This is a genomic window from Salmonella sp. SAL04214 (assembly GCF_046550615.1).
GTDB classification, from domain to species: domain Bacteria; phylum Pseudomonadota; class Gammaproteobacteria; order Enterobacterales; family Enterobacteriaceae; genus Salmonella; species Salmonella enterica.
This window is the reverse complement of record NZ_JBGDXT010000003.1, coordinates 199,062-225,684: the sequence shown is the minus strand read 5'-3', so window position 1 is coordinate 225,684 and position 26,623 is coordinate 199,062. Positions and strand designations below refer to the sequence as shown.

The 26,623-nt window shown below is 51.8% G+C and carries 25 protein-coding genes and 1 pseudogene; 14 read left to right on the top strand and 12 right to left on the bottom strand.

Features of this window, described 5'->3' with window-relative positions; genetic code table 11:
* Positions 1-51: 51 nt before the first annotated feature.
* Positions 52-1,665 (bottom strand): ABC transporter substrate-binding protein, encoded by a 1,614-nt coding sequence (locus ACLJQD_RS06880; protein WP_001216563.1) that lies wholly within the window; start codon positions 1,663-1,665, stop codon positions 52-54.
* 189 nt (positions 1,666-1,854) lie between these two features.
* Between ACLJQD_RS06880 and mpaA the strand changes: the two genes are divergently transcribed.
* Positions 1,855-2,583 carry a murein tripeptide amidase MpaA gene (mpaA, locus tag ACLJQD_RS06875; protein ID WP_000219107.1) on the top strand — a complete coding sequence of 243 codons (729 nt, stop codon included), beginning with the start codon at positions 1,855-1,857 and terminating at the stop codon, positions 2,581-2,583.
* Here the strand turns inward: mpaA and ycjG are convergent.
* A complete protein-coding gene (gene ycjG / locus ACLJQD_RS06870) occupies positions 2,558-3,523 on the bottom strand; it encodes an L-Ala-D/L-Glu epimerase (RefSeq protein WP_001258068.1) in 966 nt (321 codons plus the stop codon). The two genes, mpaA and ycjG, sit on opposite strands and share 26 nt — an antisense overlap.
* 115 nt (positions 3,524-3,638) lie before the next feature.
* On the opposite strand from ycjG, the gene tpx reads away from it, so the two are divergent.
* The gene (gene tpx / locus ACLJQD_RS06865) at positions 3,639-4,145 is read left to right on the top strand and encodes a thiol peroxidase (protein WP_017441294.1); all 507 of its coding nucleotides are present in this window, start codon (positions 3,639-3,641) and stop codon (positions 4,143-4,145) included.
* A gap of 88 nt (positions 4,146-4,233) precedes the next feature.
* Here the strand turns inward: tpx and tyrR are convergent, their stop codons facing one another.
* The 8 genes from tyrR to pspA all read right to left on the bottom strand — a co-directional run bounded on the left by tyrR (position 4,234) and on the right by pspA (position 10,469).
* Positions 4,234-5,775, bottom strand: coding sequence for a transcriptional regulator TyrR (tyrR, locus tag ACLJQD_RS06860; protein WP_001235484.1), 1,542 nt, complete (start codon positions 5,773-5,775; stop codon positions 4,234-4,236).
* A 147-nt stretch (positions 5,776-5,922) separates the two neighbouring features.
* Complete coding sequence (locus tag ACLJQD_RS06855) at positions 5,923-6,984, bottom strand: TIGR01620 family protein (protein ID WP_001294472.1); 1,062 nt, start codon at positions 6,982-6,984, stop codon at positions 5,923-5,925.
* A complete protein-coding gene (locus ACLJQD_RS06850; RefSeq protein ID WP_000825860.1) occupies positions 6,981-8,378 on the bottom strand; it encodes a YcjX family protein in 1,398 nt (465 codons plus the stop codon). Before ACLJQD_RS06850 ends, ACLJQD_RS06855 begins: the two co-directional genes overlap by 4 nt.
* A 148-nt stretch (positions 8,379-8,526) precedes the next feature.
* The gene (gene pspE / locus ACLJQD_RS06845; protein ID WP_000913428.1) at positions 8,527-8,841 is read right to left on the bottom strand and encodes a thiosulfate sulfurtransferase PspE; all 315 of its coding nucleotides are present in this window, start codon (positions 8,839-8,841) and stop codon (positions 8,527-8,529) included.
* 75 nt (positions 8,842-8,916) lie between these two features.
* Positions 8,917-9,135 (bottom strand): phage shock protein PspD, encoded by a 219-nt coding sequence (gene pspD, locus ACLJQD_RS06840; RefSeq protein ID WP_001097607.1) that lies wholly within the window; start codon positions 9,133-9,135, stop codon positions 8,917-8,919.
* Between the two features lie 22 nt (positions 9,136-9,157).
* Positions 9,158-9,517, bottom strand: a complete 360-nt coding sequence (pspC, locus tag ACLJQD_RS06835; RefSeq protein WP_000508938.1) for an envelope stress response membrane protein PspC — start codon at positions 9,515-9,517, stop codon at positions 9,158-9,160.
* Entirely contained in the window at positions 9,517-9,741 is a 225-nt protein-coding gene (gene pspB / locus ACLJQD_RS06830; RefSeq protein WP_001274953.1) for an envelope stress response membrane protein PspB, read from the bottom strand. Before pspB ends, pspC begins: the two co-directional genes overlap by 1 nt.
* A 59-nt stretch (positions 9,742-9,800) precedes the next feature.
* A complete protein-coding gene (gene pspA, locus ACLJQD_RS06825; RefSeq protein WP_000511009.1) occupies positions 9,801-10,469 on the bottom strand; it encodes a phage shock protein PspA in 669 nt (222 codons plus the stop codon).
* Between the two features lie 170 nt (positions 10,470-10,639).
* On the opposite strand from pspA, the gene pspF reads away from it, so the two are divergent.
* The 6 genes from pspF (at position 10,640) to sapF (ending at position 17,020) form a co-directional block, all read left to right on the top strand.
* Positions 10,640-11,620, top strand: a complete 981-nt coding sequence (pspF, locus tag ACLJQD_RS06820; protein ID WP_001747565.1) for a phage shock protein operon transcriptional activator — start codon at positions 10,640-10,642, stop codon at positions 11,618-11,620.
* A gap of 111 nt (positions 11,621-11,731) precedes the next feature.
* Entirely contained in the window at positions 11,732-13,381 is a 1,650-nt protein-coding gene (gene sapA, locus ACLJQD_RS06815; protein ID WP_001241629.1) for a peptide ABC transporter substrate-binding protein SapA, read from the top strand.
* Positions 13,378-14,343, top strand: coding sequence for a peptide ABC transporter permease SapB (gene sapB / locus ACLJQD_RS06810; protein WP_000583298.1), 966 nt, complete (start codon positions 13,378-13,380; stop codon positions 14,341-14,343). Before sapA ends, sapB begins: the two co-directional genes overlap by 4 nt.
* Entirely contained in the window at positions 14,330-15,220 is an 891-nt protein-coding gene (sapC, locus tag ACLJQD_RS06805) for a peptide ABC transporter permease SapC (RefSeq protein WP_001146150.1), read from the top strand. The genes sapB and sapC overlap by 14 nt, the downstream gene beginning before the upstream one ends.
* Entirely contained in the window at positions 15,220-16,212 is a 993-nt protein-coding gene (sapD, locus tag ACLJQD_RS06800) for a peptide ABC transporter ATP-binding protein SapD (RefSeq protein WP_001128869.1), read from the top strand. Before sapC ends, sapD begins: the two co-directional genes overlap by 1 nt.
* A gap of 1 nt (position 16,213) precedes the next feature.
* Positions 16,214-17,020: a peptide ABC transporter ATP-binding protein SapF gene (gene sapF, locus ACLJQD_RS06795; RefSeq protein ID WP_000230462.1), complete on the top strand. Its 807-nt coding sequence runs from the start codon at positions 16,214-16,216 to the stop codon at positions 17,018-17,020.
* A 15-nt stretch (positions 17,021-17,035) separates the two neighbouring features.
* On the opposite strand, the gene ACLJQD_RS06790 is transcribed toward sapF, so the two are convergent.
* Together ACLJQD_RS06790 and steC are read right to left on the bottom strand one after the other, a co-directional pair.
* Entirely contained in the window at positions 17,036-17,743 is a 708-nt protein-coding gene (locus tag ACLJQD_RS06790) for an EAL domain-containing protein (RefSeq protein WP_023242858.1), read from the bottom strand.
* Positions 17,744-18,209: 466 nt separating this feature from the next.
* Positions 18,210-19,583, bottom strand: coding sequence for an SPI-2 type III secretion system effector kinase SteC (gene steC / locus ACLJQD_RS06785; RefSeq protein ID WP_017441293.1), 1,374 nt, complete (start codon positions 19,581-19,583; stop codon positions 18,210-18,212).
* Between the two features lie 34 nt (positions 19,584-19,617).
* Between steC and ACLJQD_RS06780 the strand changes: the two genes are divergently transcribed.
* The 6 genes and pseudogenes from ACLJQD_RS06780 (at position 19,618) to pdeR (ending at position 26,577) form a co-directional block, all read left to right on the top strand.
* The gene (locus ACLJQD_RS06780; RefSeq protein ID WP_010989024.1) at positions 19,618-19,797 is read left to right on the top strand and encodes a hypothetical protein; all 180 of its coding nucleotides are present in this window, start codon (positions 19,618-19,620) and stop codon (positions 19,795-19,797) included.
* A complete protein-coding gene (locus tag ACLJQD_RS06775; protein WP_031615683.1) occupies positions 19,772-20,071 on the top strand; it encodes a hypothetical protein in 300 nt (99 codons plus the stop codon). The genes ACLJQD_RS06780 and ACLJQD_RS06775 overlap by 26 nt, the downstream gene beginning before the upstream one ends.
* Before the next feature lie 117 nt (positions 20,072-20,188).
* A complete protein-coding gene (gene fabI, locus ACLJQD_RS06770; RefSeq protein ID WP_000506501.1) occupies positions 20,189-20,977 on the top strand; it encodes an enoyl-ACP reductase FabI in 789 nt (262 codons plus the stop codon).
* A 199-nt stretch (positions 20,978-21,176) separates the two neighbouring features.
* Positions 21,177-22,154: pseudogene (locus ACLJQD_RS06765) on the top strand (CMD domain-containing protein); the annotation flags it as partial.
* 244 nt (positions 22,155-22,398) lie between these two features.
* Positions 22,399-24,333, top strand: a complete 1,935-nt coding sequence (locus ACLJQD_RS06760) for an exoribonuclease II (RefSeq protein WP_017441291.1) — start codon at positions 22,399-22,401, stop codon at positions 24,331-24,333.
* A gap of 261 nt (positions 24,334-24,594) precedes the next feature.
* A complete protein-coding gene (gene pdeR / locus ACLJQD_RS06755; protein WP_024137313.1) occupies positions 24,595-26,577 on the top strand; it encodes a cyclic di-GMP phosphodiesterase in 1,983 nt (660 codons plus the stop codon).
* The last annotated feature ends 46 nt before the right edge of the window (positions 26,578-26,623 follow it).

Sequence of the window (26,623 nt, the reverse complement as noted above, 5' to 3'; positions counted from 1 at the left end):
GCATCAGGCGGCGGGCGTGGTTACCTTGAGTTAACAAGAAACCAGTACGCATCAGTGCTTCACGATATACATTGTACGGCTATAGGCCACATCTTCCGGGTTAGTAATGGGGTATCCCTTTACCCACGGTTTAATTAACCGGCCATTGGTATACTGATAAATAGGCGCTATAGGCGCTTGTTCCGTTAAAATTTTCTCCGCTGCATTGTAATCCGCGTTACGCGCTTCGGCGGTATTTTCCATCGTCGCTTGCGTCAGGATTTTGTCATAAGTCGGATTAGTAAAGCGTGAAATATTCCCCGTATGCGTGGACGTTAATAAGGATAAGAAAGTCGACGGTTCGTTGTAATCACCCACCCAGGAGGCGCGAATAACATCAAAATTACCGGTATTCCGGCTGTCGATATACGTTTTCCACTCCTGGTTTTGCAATTTCACATCCACCCCCAGATTTTTCTTCCACATTGACGCCACCGCAATTGCGATTTTCTGATGGTTTTCTGAGGTATTGTAAAGCAGAGTTAATTTAAGCGGCTTCTGCGATCCGTAGCCTGCTGCACGCAGCAATGTTTTCGCCTGGGCGTTAAGTTCTTCCTGACTCATTTGTTCAAACGGTGAAGGATCGGGCTTAAATCCTGCCGTGACATCCGGTGTAAAATGCCAGGCCGGTTTTTCACCGGTACCTAAGACTTTTTCCGCCATCAAACGGCGATCAATGGTCATACTTAGCGCCAGACGAACGCGGGAATCCGCCGTCGGCCCTTTCTGCGTATTAAACGCATAATAATAAGTCCCTAATTGCGGCGGCGTATAAACTTGCCCTGGAATATCCTTCAATAATTTCTGGTACATATTTTTAGGGAAAGATTCGGTGATATCAATATCACCGGCAAGATAACGTTTCGTCGCAGCCGATTCCTGGTTAATGGGTAAAAATGTCACTTTTTGCAGTACCGTTTTCGCGTTATCCCAGTAATGCGTATTAGGCACGACCACCAGTTTTTCATTTACCACGCGCTCTTTAAGCACATACGCGCCATTGCCGATCAGTTTTCCCGGCTTCATCCAGTCTTTGCCGCTTTCGACATTCGCTTTTTGGACCGGATAAAAGGCAAAACTGGCGGTCAGACTGGCAAACCAGGGCAACGGCTTGTCAAGCTGAACACGCAAAGTGTGCGCGTCCACGGCACTGACGCCAAGCTGATCCGGCGTGACTTTACCGTCGATAATGGCTTGCGCATTAGTGATGCCAGCCAGAGCGGCAAACCAGGCGAAGGGGGAAAGCGTTTTGGGATCAACGAGGCGTTGCCAGCTATAGACAAAATCCTGGGCGGTCACCGGCGTTCCATCGGCCCATTGCGCATTATCCCGCAACGTAAACGTCCAGATACGATTATCATTGCTTTTCCACTGGCTGGCGACGCCAGGGATAATTTCACCCTTTTCGTTCTGGTTAACCAGCCCTTCAAACAGATCGCGGATCACCTGAATTTCAGGCAGCCCAACGGCTTTCGCTGGATCTAACGAAGCGGGCTCATCTTTGATATGACGCACCAGTTCTTGTTTCTCTGCCAGTACCGTTCCGCCGGGGACATCCGCAGCATATGCCAGGGAAAAGCTGCTAACCAACAGCGCACAACAGGTTACTGAAACAGAATGCCTCATAGAAGTTCCTCAAAGATGAGTTAAATGACAACGTAATTATTTGTTTCAGCAGAAAGAAATGCAATTATCTTCCGCCAGAAAGTTGATATCGCGCCATACAAGAGGGTAAATAGAAACCATTTGATAATCGGCGGGTTTTACACAACACTACGATGATTACCCTACTGGTCTCAGCTTCGGGAAACGCGTATGACTGTCACCCGCCCCCGTGCCGAGCGCGGCGCATTTCCGCCAGGCACTGAACATTATGGACGTTCGCTACTAGGCGCGCCGCTAATCTGGTTTCCGGCGCCTGCCGCCAATCGCGAAAGCGGTCTGATACTGGCTGGCACCCACGGGGATGAAACCTCATCCGTGGTGACGCTCTCCTGTGCGTTACGCACCTTAAATCCGTCCCTTCGCCGTCATCATGTCGTACTTGCCGTTAATCCTGATGGCTGTCAACTGGGGTTAAGGGCAAATGCGAATGGCATTGATCTAAACCGTAACTTTCCCGCCGCCAACTGGAAAGCGGGTGAGACAGTTTATCGCTGGAATAGCCGCGCGCAAGAGCGTGATGTCGTGCTGCTAACCGGCGACCATCCCGGCTCAGAACCGGAAACCCAGGCGCTTTGCCAGTTAATTCATCGACTCCAACCCGCCTGGGTCGTCTCTTTTCACGATCCGCTGGCCTGCATTGAAGATCCACGTCGCAGCGAGCTAGGCGAGTGGCTGGCCGATGCGTTTGCGTTGCCGCTGGTGACCAGCGTAGGTTACGAAACGCCCGGTTCGTTTGGCAGCTGGTGCGCCGACCTCAACCTGCACTGCATTACCGCCGAGTTTCCCCCTGTTTCCGCCGATGAAGCCAGCGAAAAATACTTGCTGGCGATGTCGAATCTGCTCCGCTGGCATCCTAAAGATGGAGTTGACCCGTCGTAAAGCGTAGCGCGGGCTCAACATCAACCGCCAGCCATGTTGGGCCATCAAGATCGGCGAAGCTCACCTGCGGCATAAGCGGCAGCGCGGCGCTAATCGCTCTTGATGTACAGAGCATACAGCCCAGCATCAGGCCGAATCCTTGCTCCCGCGCCTCCGTTGCCAGCGCCAGCGCCTCGGTCAGACCGCCGGTTTTATCCAGCTTAATGTTGATCATATCGTAGCGCCCCGTCAGGGCTTTCAGACTACTGCGAGTATGGCAGCTCTCATCTGCACAGATGGGCAACGGATGAATAAAATTTTCCAGGGCGGCGTCATCCTGCGCGGGCAGCGGTTGCTCCAGCATCGCGACATTCAGATCCGCCAGTAACTGGCAACGCGCCGCCAGCCCCTCCGGACGCCACGATTCATTGGCGTCCACAATGAGCGTCGCCTCCGGCACCGCCGAGCGGATCGCCACCATACGTTCGCTAATCAGACGAGCATCAAGTTTGATTTTCAGTAACGTCGCCCCTTTTTCCCATAGTGCCGCCGCACTGGCAGCCATCTGTTCCGGCGTGCCTATCACTACCGTTTGCGCGGTAGTAAAAACCGGGGACAGCGTCACGCCGAGCAGCCCGGCAAGGCTTTGCTGCTGCTGGCGGGCCTGCAAATCCCATAAGGCGCTATCCACCGCGTTGCGCGCCGCGCCTGCCGGCAACAGTTTCTGCAATGCTTCGCGAGTCAGCCCGTTTTCCAACTGAGGCACAATACTCATGATTTGCGCCATGACCGAGGCATCACTTTCACCATAACGTGGATATGGCGTACATTCCCCGATGCCTTTTACGCCCTCTTCTTCCAGTTCGACAACGACAACATGCGCTTCGCTTCGGCTACCACGCGCGATAACAAAAGGCGTATGTAACGGCCAGGTTTCCTCATATACCTTAACAGATCTCATCTCTTCCCCTCTGATAGCGCCGGACGCGGCTTGCTACAAATAGTATTTGCCGTGTTAATGAATAATGACTTAAACTGGATTTCGACGTTAACTATAAGTAAATAGGAACATAATTATGTCACAGACTGTACATTTCCAGGGTAACCCGGTCACCGTTGCCAACGTTATTCCGCAGGCTGGTAGCAAAGCACAGGCTTTTACTCTTGTCGCAAAAGATTTGTCTGGCGTTTCCCTCAGCCAATATGCAGGCAAACGCAAAGTGCTGAATATTTTCCCAAGCATTGATACTGGCGTATGCGCCGCATCAGTTCGTAAGTTTAATCAACTGGCCACAGAAGTGGAGAATACCGTCGTATTGTGCGTTTCTGCTGACCTGCCTTTTGCACAGTCGCGTTTTTGCGGCGCGGAAGGCCTGAGCAACGTTATTACGCTTTCCACTCTGCGTAATAACGAGTTTCTGAAAAACTACGGCGTCGAAATCGTTGACGGCCCGCTGAAAGGTTTGGCGGCGCGCGCAGTCATCGTGCTTGACGAAAACGACAACGTTATTTTCAGCCAGTTGGTGGATGAAATCACCCACGAGCCGGATTACGACGCCGCGCTTAATGTCCTGAAGGCATAAGCCGGCGCCTGCTGGCGCTACGTTTGTCAGTGCTACAGGCGGTGCTCTTTTGTCACAAGAAGGCCTCTATCCGGAGGCCTTCTTTTTTCTACTCTTCACCCTTCTTCTGGCTCAGACCATATTCACGCAGCTTATTAGCAATCGCGGTGTGCGATACCCCCAACCGTTTCGCCAGTTTACGCGTACTCGGATAGCTACGATAAAGCTGGGTCAGGACAGAACGTTCAAAACGACTGGTAATGTCATCCAGCGAGCCTTCCATCGCATCCTCGCCGACTGCCACCGTCGCGGCATCGTAGTCAGGCAGCAGGATATCCTGCGGACGCAGCTCATACCCTTCCAGTTGCGTCAGCGCCCGGTAAATCGCATTTTTAAGCTGGCGAACGTTACCCGGCCAGCCGTAACGAGTGAGAACCGTACTCAGATCGGCAGACAGTTTCGGTCGCGGAACGCCCTGTTCGTCGGCAAAACGCGCCACGAACAGTTCGGTCAACGGCATAATATCCTGCGGGCAATCGCGCAACGGCGGCAAATTAAGCGTCAGAACGTTAAGTCGATAATAGAGATCTTCGCGGAACAGTCCTTTTTGCACCAGCTCCACCAGATTTTTCTGCGTGGCGCAGATAACGCGGACATCAACATGAATTTCGTGATCTTCGCCGACGCGACGGAACGTACCATCATTGAGAAAACGTAGCAGCTTCGCCTGCATACGCGGCGACATTTCGCCAATTTCATCCAGCAGCACCGAACCGCCATTCGCCTGTTCAAAGAAACCTTTTTTACCTTCCGGCGCATGGCCAAATAGTTCGCTTTCTACCGCATCTTCCGGGATTGAAGCGCAGTTGAGCGCCAGATACGGCTTCGCTGAACGAGGGCTTGCCTGGTGACAGGCATAGGCGAAAAGATCTTTGCCGGTTCCCGTATCGCCGGTAATCAGCAGCGGCGCACTGAGCATCGCCAGTTTGCGCGCCTGCTCAACGACGTGCTTCATCTTTGCGCTCACGGCAATAATCTGACTAAACGCGCTCAGATCCTGCGTGGACAAATTCTGTAGCTGCTGCCCCATACGAATCGTGGAACGCAACATCACGACCGCCCCGGTCAACACGTATTCGTCATTTTCGTTTTGTAAATGTACCGGCGTAATCTCCATCAGGAAGTTTTGCCCGTTGATTACGACATGTTCGTTATGGGAGCTTTGCGGGTTACCGTCCAGCCAGCGCTGAAAATTGAAACCGTTGATTAATTGTGCGGCGGTATGGTGCCGCATTCGCTCCTGGTTCTGGGCAAAAAGCTGACAACTCGCCGGGTTCGCCATCTCCACTTTACTCTTCATATCCAATGAGAGCACCGGCTCCGGCAACGCCTCAAGCAGCGCGCTCAGGGCCAGATGTTCACGTTCAGACGGCATCCAGGGAACGGTACGGACATCCGTTACGCCGGAAATACGGCGGATTTCGGCCATCAGGCTGCTAAAGTCGGTGAATTCCAGCTCAGCAAAATTAAGATAAATTCGCCCAATGGGATCAATCTCGATTCCGCGTAAATCAATGCTACGTAACACCAGTAAATCAAGTAATTCGCGGGTCAGACCAAGTCGGTCTTCACAAAAGACTTCCAGACGCATGGGAACCTTCACCTGAATAATGAACCATTAAATAGATGATAAGCCACTATTCGGCTGGCAGGAAGGATTCTGTCAACAAATATTGACAGCATGACGGAAAAACGGGCGCTGCGGCGTAAAGCCAGGCAGTCAGCGCCCTGTGGAAGGTCATTTCTCAGGCGACGACTTACTCTTTTGCAGCGTCTCTTTTAGCTGACCGATAAGCTGACGACGAAAATCACCGAGACGTGGTTTATCGTTGTCGATCCACGGCAATGGTCGACATAGCTCCATCGCTTTTATTCCCAGTCGAGCGGTAAGGAGACCTGCGCCAATCCCCTGCGCCGCGCGCGTGGACAGGCGTGCGGCCAGATCCTGAGACATCCAGTCCATACCGACTTCACGCACCAGCTCACTGGCTCCCGCGAATGCGATATTCAGCAACACCAGACGGAACAGACGAAGGCGGCTGTAATAACCAAGTTCAATGCCATATAGCGTTGCGATACGGTTAATCAGGCGTAAATTACGCCAGGCAATAAACGCCATATCCACCAACGCTAACGGGCTGACGGCGATCATCAGAGTCGATTCCGCGGCGAAACGGCTAATCTCACGTCGCGCCTGCGCGTCAAGTACCGGCTGTACCAGATGCGCATACAAACCGACGATTTCCCTGTCGTTTTGCGTTTCGTGAATAGCGGCATACCAACGTTGTAATGCCGGATGTGATTGATCAATCCCCGCCTGCTGCGCCAGTTTTTCGCAAAATGCGCGACCTTTCCCGACGCTATGGCTATGTAACAGTTCACGCGCTTCATCGCGTTCATGCGCCCGCTGGCGCAAGCGCCATAATCGCCGCCACTCCGTGACCACCGATCCCACGCCAGCGCCAACGATCAGCGCGCCTGCGGCACAGCCGCCTAAAGCGACCCAGTCCTGAGTTTGCCAGGCATTCATTGTCCACTGTACGCCTTGCCCGACCACGCTCGCGCCAAACAGCGCCAGTCCTCCCATCACCATTTTACGCCACAGGCTGCGTTTGGGGCGCAGCGCGGCATCGACCGCCGCTTCTGCCACGCCTTCGTCTTCCGGGCGCTCATCGATAGCTGCAGGCGCAAATGTACGCGACTCCGCTTCGCTGAAAGTTTGCTGCGCTTTGAAGGCCGACGTAGGCTCCTCCTTTAGCGGTTCTGCAAAATCAATACGCGGTTTTAACGGTTCGCTCATCGCAGCTTATCTCCTATTAAAAACTCCAGCGCAGCGTCCAGACGAATATGCGGTAACGGTTTATCAACATCCATCACCTGCGGACGAAAGGCTTCGAACTGAAAACCCTGACTATCCCAAAACGCTTGTCCCGGCAAACGCGAAGGCACTTCGCCGGGGTACACGGTTAACGGCGCGCCGTCACTCAAACGGTTTCCACGTAAAGCCGGGATTTTTTCGCCGTTGACCTCAATCACGCCGCTGGTGGTCGCCTGTACCGACGCCAGCCCCAGGCAATCCATACTAATGCCTTCAAACGCGGCATTTTGCCAGGCATCCTGAATAAGCTGCTGGAGCAAGGCCACCATATTGGCATGTTGGTCGAGGGTGACATGGTCGGCTTTCGTCGCGGCGAACAGCAATTTATCAATCACCGGCGAAAACAAACGACGAAACAGAGTCCGCTGGCCATAGTGAAAACTTTGCATCAGCTGCGTTAAGGCGAGACGCATATCATTAAACGCCTGCGGCCCGCTATTAAGCGGTTGCAGACAGTCGACCAGAACAATCTGGCGATCAAAGCGTAGAAAATGATTTTTGTAGAACCCCTTGACCACTTTTTCGCAATAGTAGTTAAAGCGTTCGCGCAGCATTCCAGCGTTGGTCTGTTTATCCGCCTGCGCCAGTTTTGACTCGCCGAAGGCGTCCACATCCGGCCACGGGAAAAACTGCAACGCTGGCGCACCCGCCATATCGCCCGGCAAAACAAACCGTCCAGGCTGAATAAAATGCAATCCCTGCGATTTACACTGATGCAAATAATCCGTCCAGGCGGCGGCAATCTCCGCCAGCCGGTTTTCATCGGCGGGCGCCAGCGGATCGAGCCCGTCGCAAAGTTGCCGCCATTTTGCGGCCCACTCAGCGCGTTGCCCTTGCAACAAGCCGTTCATCTGACGGGACCAACTTAAATAATCCTGAGCCAGCATGGGCAGATCGAGTAACCATTCCCCTGGATAGTCCACAATCTCCAGATACAATGTCGAGGTATCTTTAAAATGGCGCAGCAGCGAGTCGTTTGAGCGATAGCGCAACGCCAGCCGAATCTCACTGACGCCGCGCGTCGGTGTGGGCCAGGCGGGAGGATTGCCATAAAGCTGAAGTATCCCCTCGTCGTAGGTAAAACGGGGAATACCAAAATCACGTTGAGGCACACGCTTTACACCAAGCAGGCGTTCTTCACGTACCGCGCTGAGCAACGGTAAGCGCGCGCCCGCGTGGACATTAAGCAACTGGTTAACCATCGCCGTGATAAACGCTGTTTTACCGCTGCGGCTCAACCCGGTTACGGCAAGACGCAAATGCCTGTCTACCCCACGATTGACCAGCGCGTTGAGTTCAGTTTTAAGTCGCTTCATTGACATCCTGTTGAGCCTGAAGAGAAGAAAAAATAATAACGAGCCTGCGTTATAGATATGTGCAAAAACGTTATTATCAACTACCCGGAGAGATCAACAACGGCGCATTAAGCGCCGCGGTTAGTATGAGTATTGAGCAATAGATTATCTATTTTTTTACTTTCGGCATATCAAGACGACTGATGCCGCCCATATTCATCGCGTGCGTATACCCCATATCAAGCAACATTTGTTTTGCCATGCCCGACTGTCGCCCGGAGTTGCAATATAACTTTACCGTATCGTTCCTGTCTGGAACTACCGTTTCGATATGAGATTTAATCTCCTTCAATGGGATATTAATCGCGCCCTGAATATGCTCACGCTGATATTGTTCCGGAATGCGGACATCTATCCAGTATTCTGCGGCATAAAGCGGCATGGCTATGAATAACGCTAACGCAAATATTCCTTTTTTCAACATACTTCCGTCCTGACACGTAATGTATTTCGCACACACTATACGCCAGAGCTTAACGAAATATTATGACCAGACTCGCTATTTGTAACGCTGCGAAATTTTATTCGCCGCCTTACGAAGTACTGGCTCCAGCGCAAACGCCAGCAACATTTTTAGCGGACGACGGGCGACGGATTTTACCGCCCATCCCGCCACGCCGGCAGGCCCGTAGCGTAACGCGGTCAACAGAACCAGCTTACCTGCTATTTTGAAGCCGGGCTTCACCTTCTGCCCGGCGCGTTGCCAGCGAGTATTCATCTTCACCTTCCCGATATATCACTTACAGTTGACGGAAACGACTACGCAGTGTGAACGTATCTGACGTGACGTAGCGTTCCATTTCTCGCAAACGCTTTTCGCCTGCGGCAAGCTCTCTGTCTACGGTATCCAGCAGTTCGCCGCTGGTCGGCTGCGGTTTGCCTGCGGCCAGATTATCCGGCATAGGGTCCAGTACAAAAGACAGAACGATATAGGCCACTACGGTAAAAAACGCCAGCCCAAAGAAAATCGACAGCACGACCAGAATACGCACCAGTTTTACCGGTACATCAAGGTAGTCGGCGATCCCGGCGCAAACGCCACGCACCATGCCCTTTTGCGGCATACGCCATAGTTTTTTATTCAGATTGATTCCACCCATTAGCGCTCTCTCCAGTTCGGATGCTCTGCATCAAGAATGTCTTCCAGCGCCTGAATGCGCTCGCGCATACGTTGCGCATCGTCTGTGAGTTGCAGTAAGCGTTGCTGCTCGCTTTGCGACAGTTCTCCCCGACCGGCACGGTTGCTGTAATGCAGCCACAGCCAAATCGGTAACACAAACAACACAAAAATGGTTAACGGGATGGCCAGAAATAGCGCGCTCATGCGTTCTCCTTACACCTAAAGCTGATGAGCGACGGCGCGTACCGGCGCCGCCATTGTCATTATTGATTATCTTGCTTCATTTTGGCTTTCAACTGCGCCAACTGCTCGCTGATTTCATCATCGGCTTTCAGGTTGGCAAACTGTTGGTCCAGCGATTGCTGCTTACCAAAACGATGGCTTTCCGCTTCCGCTTCCATTTGATCGATACGACGTTCAAAGGATTCAAACCGCGCCATGGCTTCATCCAGTTTGCCGCTGTCAAGCTGACGACGGACATCGCGGGAAGAACTCGCCGCCTGATGACGCAGCATCAGCGCCTGCTGGCGAGCGCGCGTTTCGCTGAGTTTGTTTTCCAGCTCGCCAATCTCTTTCTTCATGCGCGCCAGCGTGTCATCCACCAGCGTGACTTCCTGTTCAAGCGTAGCAATTAAATCAGTCAGCTTTTGTTTTTCAATCAATGCGGCGCGCGCCAGATCGTCTTTATCTTTGCGCAGAGCCAGTTCCGCTTTTTCCTGCCACTCGGCCTGCTGAACCGTAGCCTGTTCAATACGACGGGATAACTGTTTCTTTTCCGCTAAAGCACGCGCGGAGTTCGAGCGAACCTCCACCAGCGTATCTTCCATCTCCTGAATCATCAGGCGCACCAGCTTCTGCGGATCTTCCGCTTTTTCCAACAACGCATTGATATTGGCGTTCACGATGTCGGCAAAACGAGAAAAAATACCCATAATTCAATCCTCACATAATGTTCTGATAACGGGCGATGCCCTGCCACATGATTAATACAATTTACGTGCCAACTTTTCATGCTACTGATAGTAAAGGAATTATTTCGTTTTACCTCGCCAGCAAAAAAGGATAAAGTGGTGAAAAACACTAACAAGTGGCGATTTTCATCATGGCTGAATTTAAAGATAACCTGCTCGGCGAGGCAAACCGTTTTCTTGAAGTACTGGAACAAGTCTCCCGGCTCGCGCCGCTGGATAAGCCAGTGCTGATTATTGGCGAACGCGGTACGGGTAAAGAGCTTATCGCCAATCGCCTGCACTATCTCTCTTCACGCTGGCAGGGGCCGCTTATCTCGCTTAACTGCGCGGCGCTTAACGAAAACCTGCTGGACTCCGAACTGTTTGGTCATGAAGCGGGCGCTTTTACCGGGGCGCAAAAACGTCATCCCGGTCGCTTTGAACGCGCCGATGGCGGCACGCTGTTTTTGGATGAACTGGCGACAGCGCCGATGCTGGTACAGGAAAAGCTGCTGCGGGTGATTGAATATGGCGAGCTAGAGCGCGTCGGCGGCAGCCAGCCGTTACAGGTTAATGTGCGATTAGTATGCGCCACTAATGCCGATTTACCCGCCATGGTGAAGGAAGGGACATTTCGTGCCGATCTGCTCGACAGGCTGGCTTTTGACGTTGTACAACTGCCGCCGCTGCGCGAACGCCAGAGCGATATTATGCTAATGGCCGAGCATTTTGCTATTCAGATGTGTCGTGAGCTACGTCTGCCCTTATTTCCCGGTTTTACCGATCGGGCAAAAGAAACGTTGCTGCATTACGCCTGGCCGGGTAATGTCCGCGAGCTGAAAAACGTAGTCGAACGTTCAGTGTATCGCCACGGCAGCAGTGAACATCCTTTGGATGAAATTGTTATCGATCCTTTTCAACGCCATCCCGCCGAACCGCCCACGCCCGCCCTGCCATCGGCATCCGCCACGCCTGACCTGCCGCTCAACTTGCGGGAGTTTCAACTGCAACAGGAAAAAGCGCTGCTGCAACGTAGCTTACAGCAGGCGAAATTTAACCAGAAACGAGCCGCCGATTTGCTGGCGCTCACCTACCACCAGTTTCGCGCCTTGCTTAAAAAGCATCAGCTTTAGCTATTTCTCCGGCTAATTGACGACATTTACGCCAGTTATCCACCGACATTTTTACGTGGCGGGCCGAAGTGCGATACACTTTGCAAATTGAACTTCAAAAACTTAACTATTATGCGCCTGGTTTTATCGTCTCTGATCGTGATAGCGGGTCTACTGAGTAGTCAGGCTACGGCTGCGACTGCGCCCGAACAAACTGCGAGTGCAGATATTCGCGATAGCGGCTTTGTGTATTGTGTCAGCGGGCAGGTCAACACCTTTAATCCGCAAAAAGCGAGCAGCGGCCTCATCGTCGATACCCTGGCCGCCCAGTTATATGATCGCCTGTTGGATGTCGATCCCTATACTTATCGTTTAGTCCCAGAGCTGGCAGAAAGCTGGGAAGTGCTGGATAACGGGGCAACGTACCGTTTTCACCTGCGCCGCGATGTTTCCTTTCAAAAAACCGCCTGGTTTACGCCGACCCGAAAACTCAATGCTGATGATGTCGTCTTTACCTTTCAGCGGATTTTCGATCGTCGACATCCGTGGCATAACATCAACGGCAGTAGCTTCCCCTACTTTGATAGCCTACAGTTCGCCGACAATGTAAAAAGCGTGCGTAAGCTGGACAATAACACCGTTGAGTTTCGCCTGACGCAGCCAGACGCCTCCTTTTTATGGCATCTGGCTACACACTACGCTTCCGTCATGTCCGCTGAGTACGCCGCGCAGCTTAGCCGAAAAGATCGTCAGGAACTGCTAGACCGCCAACCGGTCGGCACCGGGCCTTTCCAGCTTTCGGAGTACCGTGCCGGGCAGTTTATTCGTCTCCAGCGCCACGATGGGTTTTGGCGCGGCAAACCGCTGATGCCGCAAGTGGTGGTGGATTTAGGCTCCGGCGGTACCGGGCGTTTATCGAAATTACTGACCGGTGAATGCGATGTTCTGGCCTGGCCCGCCGCCAGCCAGCTAACTATTTTACGCGACGATCCGCGTTTGCGTCTGACGTTGCGTCCGGGGATGAATATCGCCTATCTGGCCTTTAACACCGATAAGCCGCCGTTGAATAATCCCGCAGTGCGCCATGCGCTGGCCTTATCGATCAACAACCAGCGCCTGATGCAGTCGATTTATTACGGCACGGCGGAAACCGCAGCCTCTATTTTACCGAGAGCCTCATGGGCTTACGATAACGATGCCAAAATTACGGAGTACAATCCGCAAAAATCGCGCGAACAGCTAAAAGCGCTGGGCATTGAGAATCTTACGCTGCATCTCTGGGTGCCGACCAGTTCTCAGGCCTGGAACCCAAGTCCGCTAAAAACGGCGGAGCTTATTCAGGCGGATATGGCGCAGGTTGGCGTAAAAGTGGTCATTGTGCCGGTTGAAGGTCGTTTTCAGGAGGCGCGCCTGATGGATATGAATCACGATCTGACCTTATCCGGCTGGGCCACGGACAGCAACGATCCGGATAGCTTTTTCAGACCGCTGTTAAGCTGTGCGGCCATCAATTCGCAAACCAATTTCGCCCACTGGTGTAACCCTGAATTTGACAGCGTGCTGCGTAAGGCACTGTCGTCGCAGCAGTTGGCTTCGCGCATAGAAGCGTATGAGGAAGCGCAGAATATCCTGGAGAAAGAGCTGCCGATACTGCCGCTGGCATCATCACTACGCCTGCAGGCTTACCGCTACGATATTAAAGGGCTGGTGTTAAGCCCGTTCGGCAATGCGTCTTTTGCCGGCGTCTCCCGCGAAAAACACGAAGAGGTGAAAAAACCATGATTATCTTCACCCTGCGTCGGTTATTGCTGTTGCTGGTGACGCTCTTCTTTCTGACCTTTATCGGCTTTAGCCTGAGCTATTTTACGCCGCACGCGCCGCTACAAGGCGCATCATTATGGAATGCCTGGGTTTTCTGGTTCAACGGTCTGCTGCACTGGGACTTTGGCGTGTCCAGCATTAACGGCCAACTGATTTCCGAACAGCTTAAAGAGGTGTTTCCCGCCACGATGGAGCTGTGCATTCTCGCCTTTGGTTTCGCGCTGATGGTCGGCATCCCGGTCGGGATGCTGGCTGGCGTGACGCGTAGCAAATGGCCGGATCGTTTTATCAGCGCGCTGGCGCTATTAGGTTTCTCAATTCCGGTTTTCTGGCTGGCCCTTCTACTCACACTGTTCTTTTCGCTCACGCTGGGGTGGCTGCCGGTATCCGGGCGATTTGACCTGCTTTATGAAGTTAAACCGGTTACCGGTTTCGCCATCATTGACGCCTGGATTTCAGATTCGCCGTGGCGTGATGAAATGGTAATGAGCGCCATACGGCATATGGTTTTACCGGTGCTCACGCTTTCCGTCGCGCCGACCACAGAAGTGATCCGCCTGATGCGAATCAGCACTATTGAGGTCTACGATCAGAACTACGTTAAAGCGGCGGCCACGCGCGGCTTGTCGCGCTTTACGATTTTACGCCGTCACGTGTTGCATAATGCGCTGCCGCCGGTCATTCCCCGTCTTGGCCTGCAGTTTTCAACCATGTTAACGCTGGCGATGATTACCGAAATGGTTTTCAGCTGGCCTGGGCTGGGACGATGGTTAATTCACGCCATTCGTCAGCAGGACTATGCCGCTATTTCCGCTGGCGTGATGGTCATTGGGTCGCTGGTTATTGTGGTCAATGTGATTTCCGATATTTTGGGTGCTATGGCTAACCCTCTGAAACATAAGGAATGGTATGCCTTACGATAGCGTCTACAGCGAAAAGCGCCCGCCAGGCACCCTGCGCACTGCCTGGCGTAAATTTTATAGCGACGCGCCTGCGATGGTGGGCCTGTATGGATGCGCCGGTCTGGCGTTGCTGTGTATTTTTGGCGGCTGGATCGCGCCCTATGGTATCGATCAGCAATTTTTGGGCTATCAGCTACTGCCGCCCTCATGGTCACGCTATGGCGAAGTCTCCTTTTTTCTGGGGACTGACGATCTGGGGCGCGATGTGCTGAGCCGCCTGTTAAGCGGCGCGGCGCCCACAGTCGGCGGCGCGTTTATCGTAACGCTGGCGGCTACGCTATGTGGATTAGTCCTCGGCGTAGTGGCAGGCGCGACGCACGGTTTACGCTCTGCCGTACTGAACCATATTCTGGACACGCTGCTTTCCATCCCTTCGCTCTTGCTGGCGATTATCGTCGTGGCATTTGCCGGCCCACATCTGTCACACGCGATGTTTGCCGTCTGGCTGGCCCTGTTGCCGCGAATGGTACGTTCCGTCTATAGCATGGTGCATGATGAACTGGAAAAAGAGTACGTCATTGCCGCCCGTCTGGATGGCGCGACAACGCTGAATATTCTGTGGTTCGCCATTTTACCGAATATTACCGCCGGTCTGGTCACCGAAATTACCCGGGCGCTGTCGATGGCGATTCTGGACATCGCCGCGCTGGGATTTTTAGATCTCGGCGCGCAGCTTCCCTCTCCTGAATGGGGGGCCATGTTGGGGGATGCGCTGGAGCTAATCTATGTCGCGCCGTGGACCGTTATGCTACCCGGCGCGGCGATAACGCTCAGTGTTTTACTGGTAAACCTGCTCGGAGATGGGATTCGTCGTGCGATTATTGCGGGGGTGGAATAATGCCGTTACTGGATATCCGCAATCTCACCATTGAATTTAAAACCAGCGAAGGTTGGGTAAAAGCGGTCGATCGCGTCAGTATGACATTAAGCGAAGGCGAAATTCGCGGCCTGGTAGGTGAATCGGGTTCCGGAAAGAGCTTGATTGCTAAAGCTATTTGCGGCGTCGCGAAAGACAACTGGCGAGTCACTGCCGACCGTATGCGTTTTGATGATATCGATCTGCTGCGCCTCTCCTCTCGTGAACGGCGTAAGCTGGTCGGGCATAATGTGTCGATGATCTTCCAGGAGCCGCAGTCGTGCCTTGATCCTTCCGAACGCGTCGGCCGCCAGTTAATGCAAAATATTCCCGCCTGGACCTATAAAGGCCGCTGGTGGCAGCGTTTAGGCTGGCGTAAACGGCGTGCAATTGAATTACTGCACCGGGTGGGAATTAAAGATCATAAAGACGCGATGCGCAGTTTTCCCTATGAACTGACCGATGGCGAGTGTCAGAAAGTTATGATCGCTATCGCGCTGGCGAATCAACCGCGACTCCTGATCGCTGATGAACCCACCAACTCAATGGAACCGACGACGCAGGCGCAAATTTTTCGCCTGTTGACGCGACTGAATCAAAACAGTAATACCACCATTCTGTTGATTAGCCACGACCTGCAAATGCTGAGTCAGTGGGCTGACAAAATCAACGTTTTATACTGCGGCCAGACGGTAGAAACCGCGCCAAGTAAAGATCTGGTGACGACGCCACATCATCCTTATACGCAGGCGCTTATCCGTGCGATTCCGGATTTTGGCAGCGCGATGCCGCATAAAAGCCGTCTGAATACGCTGCCGGGCGCGATCCCGCTACTGGAGCAGTTACCGATAGGCTGTCGTCTGGGGCCGCGCTGCCCTTACGCGCAACGAGAATGCATTATCACGCCACGCTTAACCGGCGCGAAAAATCATCTCTATGCCTGTCATTTTCCGCTGAATATGGAGAGAGAGTGATATGGTGGAAACTCTGCTTGAAGTGCGCAACCTGAGTAAAACCTTTCGCTACCGGACAGGATGGTTTCGCCGCCAGACCGTCGACGCCGTGAAACCATTAAGCTTTACGCTTCGTGAGCGTCAGACTCTGGCCATTATCGGCGAAAACGGTTCCGGCAAATCCACGCTGGCAAAGATGCTGGCCGGCATGATTGAACCCACCAGCGGCGAGCTTCTTATTGACGATCATCCCCTGCATTACGGCGACTATTCGTTTCGAAGCCAACGTATTCGAATGATTTTTCAGGACCCCTCAACGTCACTGAATCCACGTCAACGTATTTCACAGATCCTTGACTTCCCCCTGCGCCTTAATACCGATCTGGAGCCGGAACAGCGGCGCAAACAGATTGTCGAGACGATGCGTATGGTGGGGCTATTGCCCGATCACGTGAGCTACTACCCGCATATGCTGGCGCCGGGGCAGAAACAGCGTCTGGGCCTGGCCCGCGCGCTGATTTTACGCCCTAAAGTCATTATCGCGGACGAAGCGCTGGCTTCGCTTGATATGTCCATGCGCTCGCAGCTCATCAATCTGATGCTTGAATTGCAGGAAAAACAAGGCATCTCCTATATCTATGTCACGCAGCATATCGGCATGATGAAGCATATTAGCGATCAGGTATTAGTGATGCATCAGGGGGAAGTGGTTGAACGCGGCAGCACCGCCGATGTGCTCGCCTCTCCGCTACATGAGCTTACCCGCCGTTTAATCGCAGGCCATTTTGGCGAGGCGCTGACCGCTGACGCATGGCGAAAGGATCGCTAAGCGACACAAATACCCTCAGTTCGATTCTCTGAGGGTGTTCATGCGACTGCCCAACAGCAATGTTTCAACCTCTTCTAACGCAACGGAAGGAAATAACGTGCCCTGGGTTGCCCAAATGCCTGCCGTTTTTAACGCCGGCAAATAGCGTGTGTTTTCCTGGCCACCCACCACGATCTTGTCACAATAACGCCGGATATGTTTGACAAGCAGCGGAAACGTCATTTTTTCAATTTGTGAGACAAAAAAGCTGCGGTCAAGTTTTACGCCGCTAAAACACCCGCAAACTAATGGCGCAGCGGTTGCGTTCCCTACGCCCAGGTCGCCCAGCCATAATAGATTAGGTTGCTTATGAAGCGCGTGTATTAAAGGATCGACTAAGGCGTTATCTTGACATGAAAAATGTTCAGCGACCTGCAGCTCCACAAATAGCATGGCGTGTAGTAATGCGCGAATATCTTTATCCTGAAGGACAATCTGCGCCATACCCCGATCGATATTTATGATACAGAACAGGCCGTGGCGTAGAAACCAGCCATGTTTGGCCGCGATTGTCCGCAACAGATCAAGCAGAAAACGGCGCTTCTGCGAATTGTCCCATGACGAGATAACAAACTCAGGGTGTAGCGGACGAGCTGGCGACGATGCAAAATGGGTAATAATTTCGACACCCAGTAAATCCCCCTCCATTGCCCTTATCGGCTCTGCCATAAAAAAATAGCGCATGTGACCACTCCACTTGATCTTAACTCCCTGATAATGCGCTTTTAACGCAAATCAATCAATAAAAACGATCAATATATAAAAAATGATCGAAAAAAACAATATATGTTAACTTCATGATAACTTGCTAATTTTATGTTTTGAGAATGTTCTTCTATTGCTATAAGGAAATTTACATACTACGCCGAACAACGCTAATATGACGGCATGAGACCATCCGTAAAGCCATGTTTTTCTTGTCAGGCAGAGGGGAAAAATCAAGGCGAGTTAATGGTGTTGCACCATCGCGTGGCATTTCACCCACTATGGCAGCGCGGCATCGCCAACCCTAATGGCGAGTTGCATCTCCGCTACAGGCTGTCCAGATCCCCCGAACGACCTTTAAGCGAATAGCAACTCTCAATAATTGATCGGCAAATCTGTAGCGAATGAGCCCCCGGCGATTCGCAGAAAAGAACTGAACTAAATGCTATTTTTTTAATTCATTCTTTAATACCTTAGCCACAAGAGTCCCTTCCTCAGGCGCGGCTAGTTTAAAACGTCTTCCTGGCGCAGGTGTCTGTTCTTCCTCTCCGATTAACGCATCAAGATCCGCAATAAGTGACTTATAATATTCAATATCTTCAGTATTTTCTTCGGTCTCGGCCCGCTTTAATTTTATCAGGTGATGGGCCTTAATTTGCTCTTCCAGTTGCCTTGTTGCAAGAGAAACGCTTCGCTGTTGCCGGGATTCTTGTGACAGTACCATTTGATCGCCATCCACAAAGAAAAGAACCCCTTCTTTAATCAGAATATTACCTAAGATATTTATATCATGCATATAAACCCCCCGGGATTTAAGAAGCGCCTCCGCCATTCGATAGTTATCTTCATCTTCAACATCTAACTCCCGACCTTGAATATATTTTGAAACTAAAACCGTAACGTCTTTACCATTAATATTCATGATGGCCGAACGAGAAAAATTCTTGTCGCCATTGGCCATATTCAAATACTTACTGACACGATCAGGATGACAATTACGATGTTCCGGAGAGTTAACATCCACTTTTATCCCCCGCTCATTAATTGGAATCTTAACAACAAACTCATCATTTAACAGATAGACTGTCCCATAACTTCCGCTACCTATTTTATTTTTTTCAATATCACGCATGCGAATATTTTTCTTAAACTCCGACGAGTTAATAAACGCCTCTATTGCCGCTGGTTGTGATGTATCCGTCTGATCAATAGCGCCGCTCTCATCACCAGACGCCGTAGCGGGCGTGGTCAGGAAGTCTATCAAACGTTGCTCAAAAGCCTCATAGATTCCATTACTACCTGCTTCGCTCGGCGGCTGGTTATCATTATCCAAAGCGGTAAGCGTAATTTCCCCGGAATTATAATTAAACATCGTTTCTTTTAAAAAATCGACGCAACGCTCAGAACACTCCGTCTCGGTCACTAATACTCCATCGTAAAACATCTGTAGTAGTAACATATTTTCTTGATACGCTAATACTTCTACAGTGTATTTATCTCTTGTTTCAGGCCTGGAGGCATCAATAAGTTTAATATATCCAAGAAGGGGGCGCCATCGTGTACAGTCTTCATCTCGCTTCGAAAATGGTCCTGGAGAGAAAGGCCCTTTAATATCGGGATGCTCGTTTTTTTGGCACAGTAGATTATATATTTCTCTATAGTCAGAAATTAAACTTCGCTTGGTGAATATATTCCTGAAAAAATCTATAAATTTCTCACACGTTGAAAAAACATGCTCTCTTTTATTATCGATGATATCTCTTAAATACCTTTCTGATATCTGGCAACTATGATTTCCGATCTGAAATGTAAACGGCATATGTCTCATCCTCTGAAAATTTATTATAATATACATGCAAACATATAAAAACCTGATTTGTAACTACTGTAATCACCTGATTTCCAAAATTTTTCATATTCAGTATTACTCTGCATCAATAAATAGAGAAAACCTTCAGCACCTAAAAAAGAAATTATTTTTGTTAAGCATTTGCTGGTTAAAATTACATGTCCATAACATTGCTAATAGGTGAGGTAAACCATTCGGATGAATATTCAGGCTTCCTACAGAACCTTTATTTGTCTGGTGGAAGGCGCATCGCTATCGTACTTGCTATCCGTCCCGGTGTCTCTGGTTGGATGAGGCGAACCTTACACCAGCTGGTATACTGCACCGTAGGGCCTGTCCCATTAGACTCTTTGATTTGCCAGTTTGGCCCTGGGGAGTGCTCAAAATCCTCAGGGACTTTGTTACCGTGTGGTTTTAGAACGTCACCTGCCGGAGATAGCGGCGGAAAAATAGCGTGACACACGGGGTCAGGAGTGGGATATAATTTCAGACTAATTTCGAATAATGTTGAAAAGTTACTGTTAACCATTGTTCGTAAAAGCAAAAAATAAGCAATGACTATAAGGATTAAAGCTATGGGTTTTCTTTCCGGTAAGCGCATTCTGGTCACTGGCGTGGCCAGTAAACTGTCCATCGCCTACGGTATCGCACAGGCGATGCACCGCGAAGGAGCTGAACTGGCGTTCACCTACCAGAACGACAAACTGAAAGGCCGCGTAGAAGAATTTGCTGCCCAGCTGGGTTCCAGCATCGTTTTACCGTGTGATGTCGCTGAAGATGCCAGCATTGACGCTATGTTTGCGGAGCTGGGTAACGTTTGGCCGAAATTTGACGGTTTCGTACACTCGATTGGTTTCGCGCCTGGCGATCAGCTGGACGGCGATTATGTTAATGCGGTTACCCGCGAAGGCTTTAAAATCGCTCACGATATTAGCTCTTACAGCTTTGTTGCCATGGCGAAAGCCTGCCGCACCATGCTGAATCCGGGTTCTGCGCTGTTGACCTTGTCTTATCTGGGAGCGGAGCGCGCCATCCCGAACTACAATGTCATGGGTCTGGCGAAAGCCTCTCTGGAAGCCAACGTGCGTTATATGGCAAACGCTATGGGACCGGAAGGGGTTCGCGTCAACGCCATCTCTGCGGGTCCAATCCGCACGCTGGCGGCGTCCGGTATTAAAGACTTCCGTAAAATGCTGGCGCATTGTGAAGCCGTTACGCCAATTCGTCGCACCGTGACCATTGAAGATGTGGGTAACTCAGCGGCGTTTCTGTGTTCCGATCTCTCGGCAGGCATTTCTGGCGAAGTCGTTCATGTTGACGGCGGGTTCAGCATTGCGGCAATGAATGAACTGGAACTGAAGTAAGCGCATTAAGTTTATTAGCGGGCGGCACGGCTGTGCTGCCCCATTCCCCTCACTCACCGATCATCTCGTTATATAGCGTTCTGATATTTGTTATCACCTAACAATCTTTCATCCCTTTCCCGCATACGCCAGGATAATCCAGCATAAACGATCCGACGCCGAATCATTATCGATCGCCATTTCATCCTCGGGAAACCCTATGGAACAATGCCGAAAAGCGGGTAAAAGCCACTGGTATCATGAAACACAATCCACTATGTCGTCACAAACCCCGCTTTCGCTGATGCCGGAAGCCGCGTATGTTAACGATCGTTTTTTACTGGATTTAACGGTATCAGAAACCGCGTTGACGCCTTTTGAGTCATGGTTAAAGCCCGCTCGCCAGTTGGCGGATGTCTTATTTCCCCGCACGGTTCTCAACGACCGGCTTCATACGTTTAGCACCTATGAACGTATGTGCACCGCGCTGACCGCCGCTCAGGTATATGGGGTTCAGCGTTTGTGCCGCCATTATGCCGCGCGTCTGGCGCCGCTACCTGGCCCTGACGCCTCAAGAGAGAGCAATCAACGGCTGGCGCAAATTACGCAATACGCTCGTCAGCTTGCCGGCTCCCCCTCCGTTATCAATACGCGGGCCCGCGAACAGCTTGCAGAGGTGGGATTAACCGCCCGGGATACCGTACTCATCAATCAGATCATTGGGTTTATCGGTTTTCAGGCGCGGGTAGCGGCGATATTTCAGGCGTTTTGCCGTCTGCCCGTGCGCGAACTGCCCGGCCAGGAGATGCAGCGCTTTGCCAGGGCCGCGCGGTTTCAAAACCCCCAGACGATATGGCGGCCCGCCGCCAGCCTGGTAGAATATCCTCCCGCCCATACCAAAATTCGGCGGCAATATTCGTCTTCACAATGCCAAATGATGGCGCCGGTACTCATCCGCGATCCGTCTTCATTCGCGTTACTCGAACGCATACTGACCAGCACATTACACACCGCGTCGCCCCCTTCTTTACTTCCACTTATCACGCTCCTCACATCACGTATCAACGGCAGCGCCGCCTGCTTTAACGAACAGGCAACCCAACCTGGCGCGTGGCGCCGCGCTGTTATCACGTTACGCCAGGAAGACGACGATATCGCTCGTTGGGAGCTTGAGCCTGCGCTGACACAGGCGATACAATGGCTCACCAGAGCGCCCGATCGCTTTAGCGCCGCGCATTTTTTCCCGCTACTCACCAGGGGAGTTTCATCGGAGCAGGCCATTAATATGTTAGGCTGGTGCGGCGTGTGCGGATGGTTAAATCGTTTAAAAATCGCGTTGGGCGAAACCTATTAACTCATCCATTACTGAAAGAGCGCTTGCTGCGCCAGGCAGAATCGCGTAAAACTGTCAGCCGCTCTTTTGGCTACGAAAATAGACGAATATGTTTCAGGACAACCCGCTGCTAGCGCAGCTTAAACAGCAACTGCATTCCCAGACGCCGCGCGCTGAAGGGGTCGTAAAAGCCACGGAAAAAGGCTTTGGCTTCCTTGAAGTTGACGCGCAAAAAAGCTATTTCATTCCTCCGCCGCAGATGAAAAAAGTGATGCATGGCGATCGTATCGTCGCGGTCATCCACACGGAAAAAGAACGTGAGTCTGCCGAGCCGGAAGAACTGATCGAACCGTTCCTGACGCGTTTTGTGGGAAAAGTTCAGGGTAAAAATGACCGCCTGTCCATCGTGCCGGATCATCCGTTGCTGAAAGACGCGATTCCCTGCCGCGCCGCGCGCGGCGTTCAGCATGAGTTCAAAGAAGGTGACTGGGCGGTTGCCGAAATGCGCCGCCATCCGCTTAAAGGCGACCGTTCGTTTTACGCCGATTTAACGCAGTACATCACCTTTGCCGACGATCACTTTGTTCCCTGGTGGGTTACGCTTGCCCGCCACAACCTGGAAAAAGAAGCGCCGAACGGCGTAGCGACGGAGATGCTGGACGAAGGGCTGGAGCGCCAGGTTCTGACCGCGCTGAATTTCGTCACTATCGATAGCGCCAGCACTGAAGATATGGATGACGCGCTTTATGCTGAGGAATTAGCGGACGGCAGACTCCAGCTTACGGTGGCTATCGCCGATCCTACCGCCTGGATTGCCGAAGGCAGTAAGCTGGATAACGCCGCGAAAATTCGCGCCTTCACCAACTACCTGCCGGGCTTTAATATTCCTATGCTGCCGCGTGAGCTGTCTGACGATTTGTGCTCACTGCGCGCCAACGAAGTGCGTCCGGCGCTCGCCTGTCGCATGATCATCGCCGCGGACGGCACCATTGACGATGATATCGCCTTTTTTGCGGCCACCATCGAATCGAAGGCCAAGCTGGCGTACGACAATGTCTCCGACTGGCTGGAAAATAACGGCACCTGGCAGCCGGATAACGAAGGCATTGCCCAGCAGATTCGTCTGTTGCACCGTATTTGTCTAAGCCGAAGTGAGTGGCGTCATCATCATGCGTTAGTCTTTAAAGACCGCCCGGATTACCGCTTTGTGCTTGGCGAAAAAGGCGAAGTACTGGATATTGTGGCGGAACCGCGCCGTATCGCTAACCGTATCGTAGAAGAGTCGATGATCGCCGCTAACCTTTGCGCCGCGCGCGTACTGCGCGATAAGCTCGGTTTCGGTATTTACAACGTACATACGGGCTTCGATCCCGCGAATGCCGACGCGCTGGCCGCGCTGCTGAAAACGCATGGTCTGCATGTTGATGCCGAAGAGGTGCTGACGCTGGAAGGCTTCTGTAAACTGCGTCGCGAACTGGATGCGCAGCCCTCCGGTTTCCTTGACAGCCGCATTCGTCGCTTCCAGTCTTTTGCGGAAATCAGCACCGAGCCGGGGCCGCATTTCGGTCTTGGTCTTGAGGCTTATGCCACCTGGACCTCTCCCATCCGTAAGTATGGCGATATGATTAACCATCGCCTGCTGAAAGCGGTCATCAAGGGGGAGGCTATTGCGCGTCCGCAGGAAGATATCACCCAGCAAATGGCGGAACGCCGTCGCCTGAACCGCATGGCGGAGCGCGATGTCGGCGACTGGTTATATGCACGCTTCCTTAACGATAAGGCGGGGACTAATACCCGTTTCGCGGCAGAAATTATTGACGTCAGCCGCGGAGGTATGCGTGTGCGACTGGTCGATAACGGTGCTATCGCCTTTATCCCAGCTCCGTTCCTGCACGCCGTTCGCGATGAACTGGTATGCAGCCAGGAAAACGGTACGGTACAGATTAAAGGTGAGACGGTTTATAAAGTGACGGATGTCATTGATGTCACTATTGCGGAAGTTCGCATGGAAACCCGCAGCATTATTGCCCGACCGGCAGCGTAACCACGCTTAGCTCGCTTAACGGCCTTTGCTGAGAAGGCAAAGGCCGTTTCTTTTCTTCTTCTCCCTTCCGTCATGCTCTAAGTTTAATCTTATTCAAGCGCCCCATTTCTTGTTATTTTTAGCTGGCGACTATGCTTTTTCCAGAATCTGGATTACATATGAATACATAGATAAAACAATACGTTCAGCCATAATTACCCTTATTTATAACATGGCTAACCTTTCTTTTCGGGCACCTGGCGCTTAAATGGGATGGTACGCATGATGAAACAGATTCAGGAACAAACGGCGCTAAATCCCCTTCACTCTCACTGGCGTCTGGCTGATGACCGCAACGTGCTGTATCTCTCCCCGACAGGTGAAACGGATGCAGAAAAAACGGTTGAGCTATCGCCGGAACAAGCCGGGCGTATCCGGGAAATAACGGCGATTACGTCCAGTCTGCTGATAACGTTGTTGATAGAAAAACAGGTTACCGCAGTGCACCTGGTAGGCCGTAAGATTAATAACCGTGAATGGGCTGGCAGCCTGGCAACCTGGCCTGATGCGCCTGCCGTCGCGCCAACGCAGGCGCAGGAGCTCTCTTTTGCCGAGCAAATCGTATCAGAAGCCAACTCAGTCATTGCGATACTGGATAGTCGGGGAAAAATCTGTCGATTTAATCGGTTATGCGAAGAGTACACAGGCTTAAAAGAGCGAGATGTAATTGGTCAAAGCGTCTTTAAATTATTTATGAGTCGCCGGGAGGCGGTTGCCTCCCGGCACTACATTGAGAATTTTTTTCGCAATGGCAATGCCTATGAAATCGAACGCTGGATAAAGACCCGTAAAGGCCAACGTCTGTTCTTATTTCGTAATAAATTCGTCCATAACGGTAGCGGAAAAAACGAAATTTTCCTGATCTGCGCAGGCACGGATATCACCGAAGAAAGGCGGGCTCAGGAGCGTTTACGCATACTGGCGAATACAGACACCGTCACCGGCCTGCCCAATCGCAATGCTATTCATGAATTTATTAATCATGCTATTGCCTCGGCTGGCGAGTCTCAGGTGGGTATCGTTTATCTCGATCTGGATAACTTCAAGAAAATTAATGACGCCTATGGGCATATGTTTGGCGATCAGCTCTTACAGGCCGTTTCGCTGGCGCTGTTGAGTTGTCTGGAGGAAGATCAATTGCTGGCCAGACTGGGGGGAGATGAATTTATTGTCCTCGCTGCCCATACGTCTCAGGCCGCGCTGGAAGCAGTAGCCTCACGAATCCTTACCCGTCTGCGGCAACCGTTTCGCATTGGACTCATTGAAGTTTACACGGGATGCGCCATTGGCATTTCGTTGGCCCCCCGGCACGGACAGGACAGCGACAGTCTCATCCGCACTGCCGACACCGCAATGTATAACGCCAAAGAAGGCGGCCGCGGTCAGTTCTGCGTTTTTTCGCCGGAAATGAATCAGCGCGTATTTGACTATCACTGGCTGGATACAAACCTGCGAAAAGCGCTGGAAAACGACCAGTTACTTATTCACTATCAGCCCAAAATTACCTGGCGCGGTGAAGTACGTAGCCTGGAAGCGCTGGTACGCTGGCAATCGCCGGAACGCGGATTAATTCCGCCGCTGGAGTTCATCTCATACGCCGAAGAGTCAGGACTCATCGTCCCGCTGGGCCGCTGGGTGATTCTGGATGTGGTTCGCCAGATTGCGAAATGGCGCGATAAGGGGATTAACTTGCGCGTAGCCGTTAACTTTTCGGCGCGACAACTGGCCGACCAGACGCTTTTTACTGCGCTTAAACAGGCTTTGTACGATCTGAATTTTGAGTATTGCCCGATCGATGTCGAGCTAACGGAAAGCTGCCTGATTGAAAACGACACGCTGGCGCTATCGGTTATCCAGCAATTTAGTCAGCTCGGCGCTCAGATTCATCTGGATGATTTTGGCACCGGGTATTCTTCGCTTTCTCAACTCGCCCGGTTCCCTATTGATGCCGTTAAACTGGATCAGGCTTTCGTCAGAGATATCCATAAACAACCGCTGTCGCAATCTCTGGTTCGGGCGATTGTCGCGGTGGCTCAGGCGCTAAATTTACAAGTGATTGCCGAAGGCGTAGAAAATGCTAAAGAAGATGCCTTCCTGACAAAAAACGGCGTCAATGAACGACAGGGCTTTTTATTCGCCAAACCTATGCCCGCCGTTTCTTTTGAACGCTGGTACAAACGTTATCAGACGAGAAAAATGCGTTAATGGCGGCGATAATAGGGAGAACAGCCTGTGCAGACAGGCATAGCCC

What these genes read in the sequence shown, in the direction of transcription:
- ACLJQD_RS06880 (WP_001216563.1), bottom strand. Translation starts at nt 1,665, where the DNA reads ATGAGGCATTCTGTTTCAGTAACCTGTTGTGCGCTGTTGGTTAGCAGC.
- mpaA (WP_000219107.1), top strand. Translation starts at nt 1,855, where the DNA reads ATGACTGTCACCCGCCCCCGTGCCGAGCGCGGCGCATTTCCGCCAGGC.
- ycjG (WP_001258068.1), bottom strand. Translation starts at nt 3,523, where the DNA reads ATGAGATCTGTTAAGGTATATGAGGAAACCTGGCCGTTACATACGCCT.
- tpx (WP_017441294.1), top strand. Translation starts at nt 3,639, where the DNA reads ATGTCACAGACTGTACATTTCCAGGGTAACCCGGTCACCGTTGCCAAC.
- tyrR (WP_001235484.1), bottom strand. Translation starts at nt 5,775, where the DNA reads ATGCGTCTGGAAGTCTTTTGTGAAGACCGACTTGGTCTGACCCGCGAA.
- ACLJQD_RS06855 (WP_001294472.1), bottom strand. Translation starts at nt 6,984, where the DNA reads ATGAGCGAACCGTTAAAACCGCGTATTGATTTTGCAGAACCGCTAAAG.
- ACLJQD_RS06850 (WP_000825860.1), bottom strand. Translation starts at nt 8,378, where the DNA reads ATGAAGCGACTTAAAACTGAACTCAACGCGCTGGTCAATCGTGGGGTA.
- pspE (WP_000913428.1), bottom strand. Translation starts at nt 8,841, where the DNA reads ATGTTGAAAAAAGGAATATTTGCGTTAGCGTTATTCATAGCCATGCCG.
- pspD (WP_001097607.1), bottom strand. Translation starts at nt 9,135, where the DNA reads ATGAATACTCGCTGGCAACGCGCCGGGCAGAAGGTGAAGCCCGGCTTC.
- pspC (WP_000508938.1), bottom strand. Translation starts at nt 9,517, where the DNA reads ATGGGTGGAATCAATCTGAATAAAAAACTATGGCGTATGCCGCAAAAG.
- pspB (WP_001274953.1), bottom strand. Translation starts at nt 9,741, where the DNA reads ATGAGCGCGCTATTTCTGGCCATCCCGTTAACCATTTTTGTGTTGTTT.
- pspA (WP_000511009.1), bottom strand. Translation starts at nt 10,469, where the DNA reads ATGGGTATTTTTTCTCGTTTTGCCGACATCGTGAACGCCAATATCAAT.
- pspF (WP_001747565.1), top strand. Translation starts at nt 10,640, where the DNA reads ATGGCTGAATTTAAAGATAACCTGCTCGGCGAGGCAAACCGTTTTCTT.
- sapA (WP_001241629.1), top strand. Translation starts at nt 11,732, where the DNA reads ATGCGCCTGGTTTTATCGTCTCTGATCGTGATAGCGGGTCTACTGAGT.
- sapB (WP_000583298.1), top strand. Translation starts at nt 13,378, where the DNA reads ATGATTATCTTCACCCTGCGTCGGTTATTGCTGTTGCTGGTGACGCTC.
- sapC (WP_001146150.1), top strand. Translation starts at nt 14,330, where the DNA reads ATGCCTTACGATAGCGTCTACAGCGAAAAGCGCCCGCCAGGCACCCTG.
- sapD (WP_001128869.1), top strand. Translation starts at nt 15,220, where the DNA reads ATGCCGTTACTGGATATCCGCAATCTCACCATTGAATTTAAAACCAGC.
- sapF (WP_000230462.1), top strand. Translation starts at nt 16,214, where the DNA reads ATGGTGGAAACTCTGCTTGAAGTGCGCAACCTGAGTAAAACCTTTCGC.
- ACLJQD_RS06790 (WP_023242858.1), bottom strand. Translation starts at nt 17,743, where the DNA reads ATGCGCTATTTTTTTATGGCAGAGCCGATAAGGGCAATGGAGGGGGAT.
- steC (WP_017441293.1), bottom strand. Translation starts at nt 19,583, where the DNA reads ATGCCGTTTACATTTCAGATCGGAAATCATAGTTGCCAGATATCAGAA.
- ACLJQD_RS06780 (WP_010989024.1), top strand. Translation starts at nt 19,618, where the DNA reads ATGCAAACATATAAAAACCTGATTTGTAACTACTGTAATCACCTGATT.
- ACLJQD_RS06775 (WP_031615683.1), top strand. Translation starts at nt 19,772, where the DNA reads ATGTCCATAACATTGCTAATAGGTGAGGTAAACCATTCGGATGAATAT.
- fabI (WP_000506501.1), top strand. Translation starts at nt 20,189, where the DNA reads ATGGGTTTTCTTTCCGGTAAGCGCATTCTGGTCACTGGCGTGGCCAGT.
- ACLJQD_RS06760 (WP_017441291.1), top strand. Translation starts at nt 22,399, where the DNA reads ATGTTTCAGGACAACCCGCTGCTAGCGCAGCTTAAACAGCAACTGCAT.
- pdeR (WP_024137313.1), top strand. Translation starts at nt 24,595, where the DNA reads ATGATGAAACAGATTCAGGAACAAACGGCGCTAAATCCCCTTCACTCT.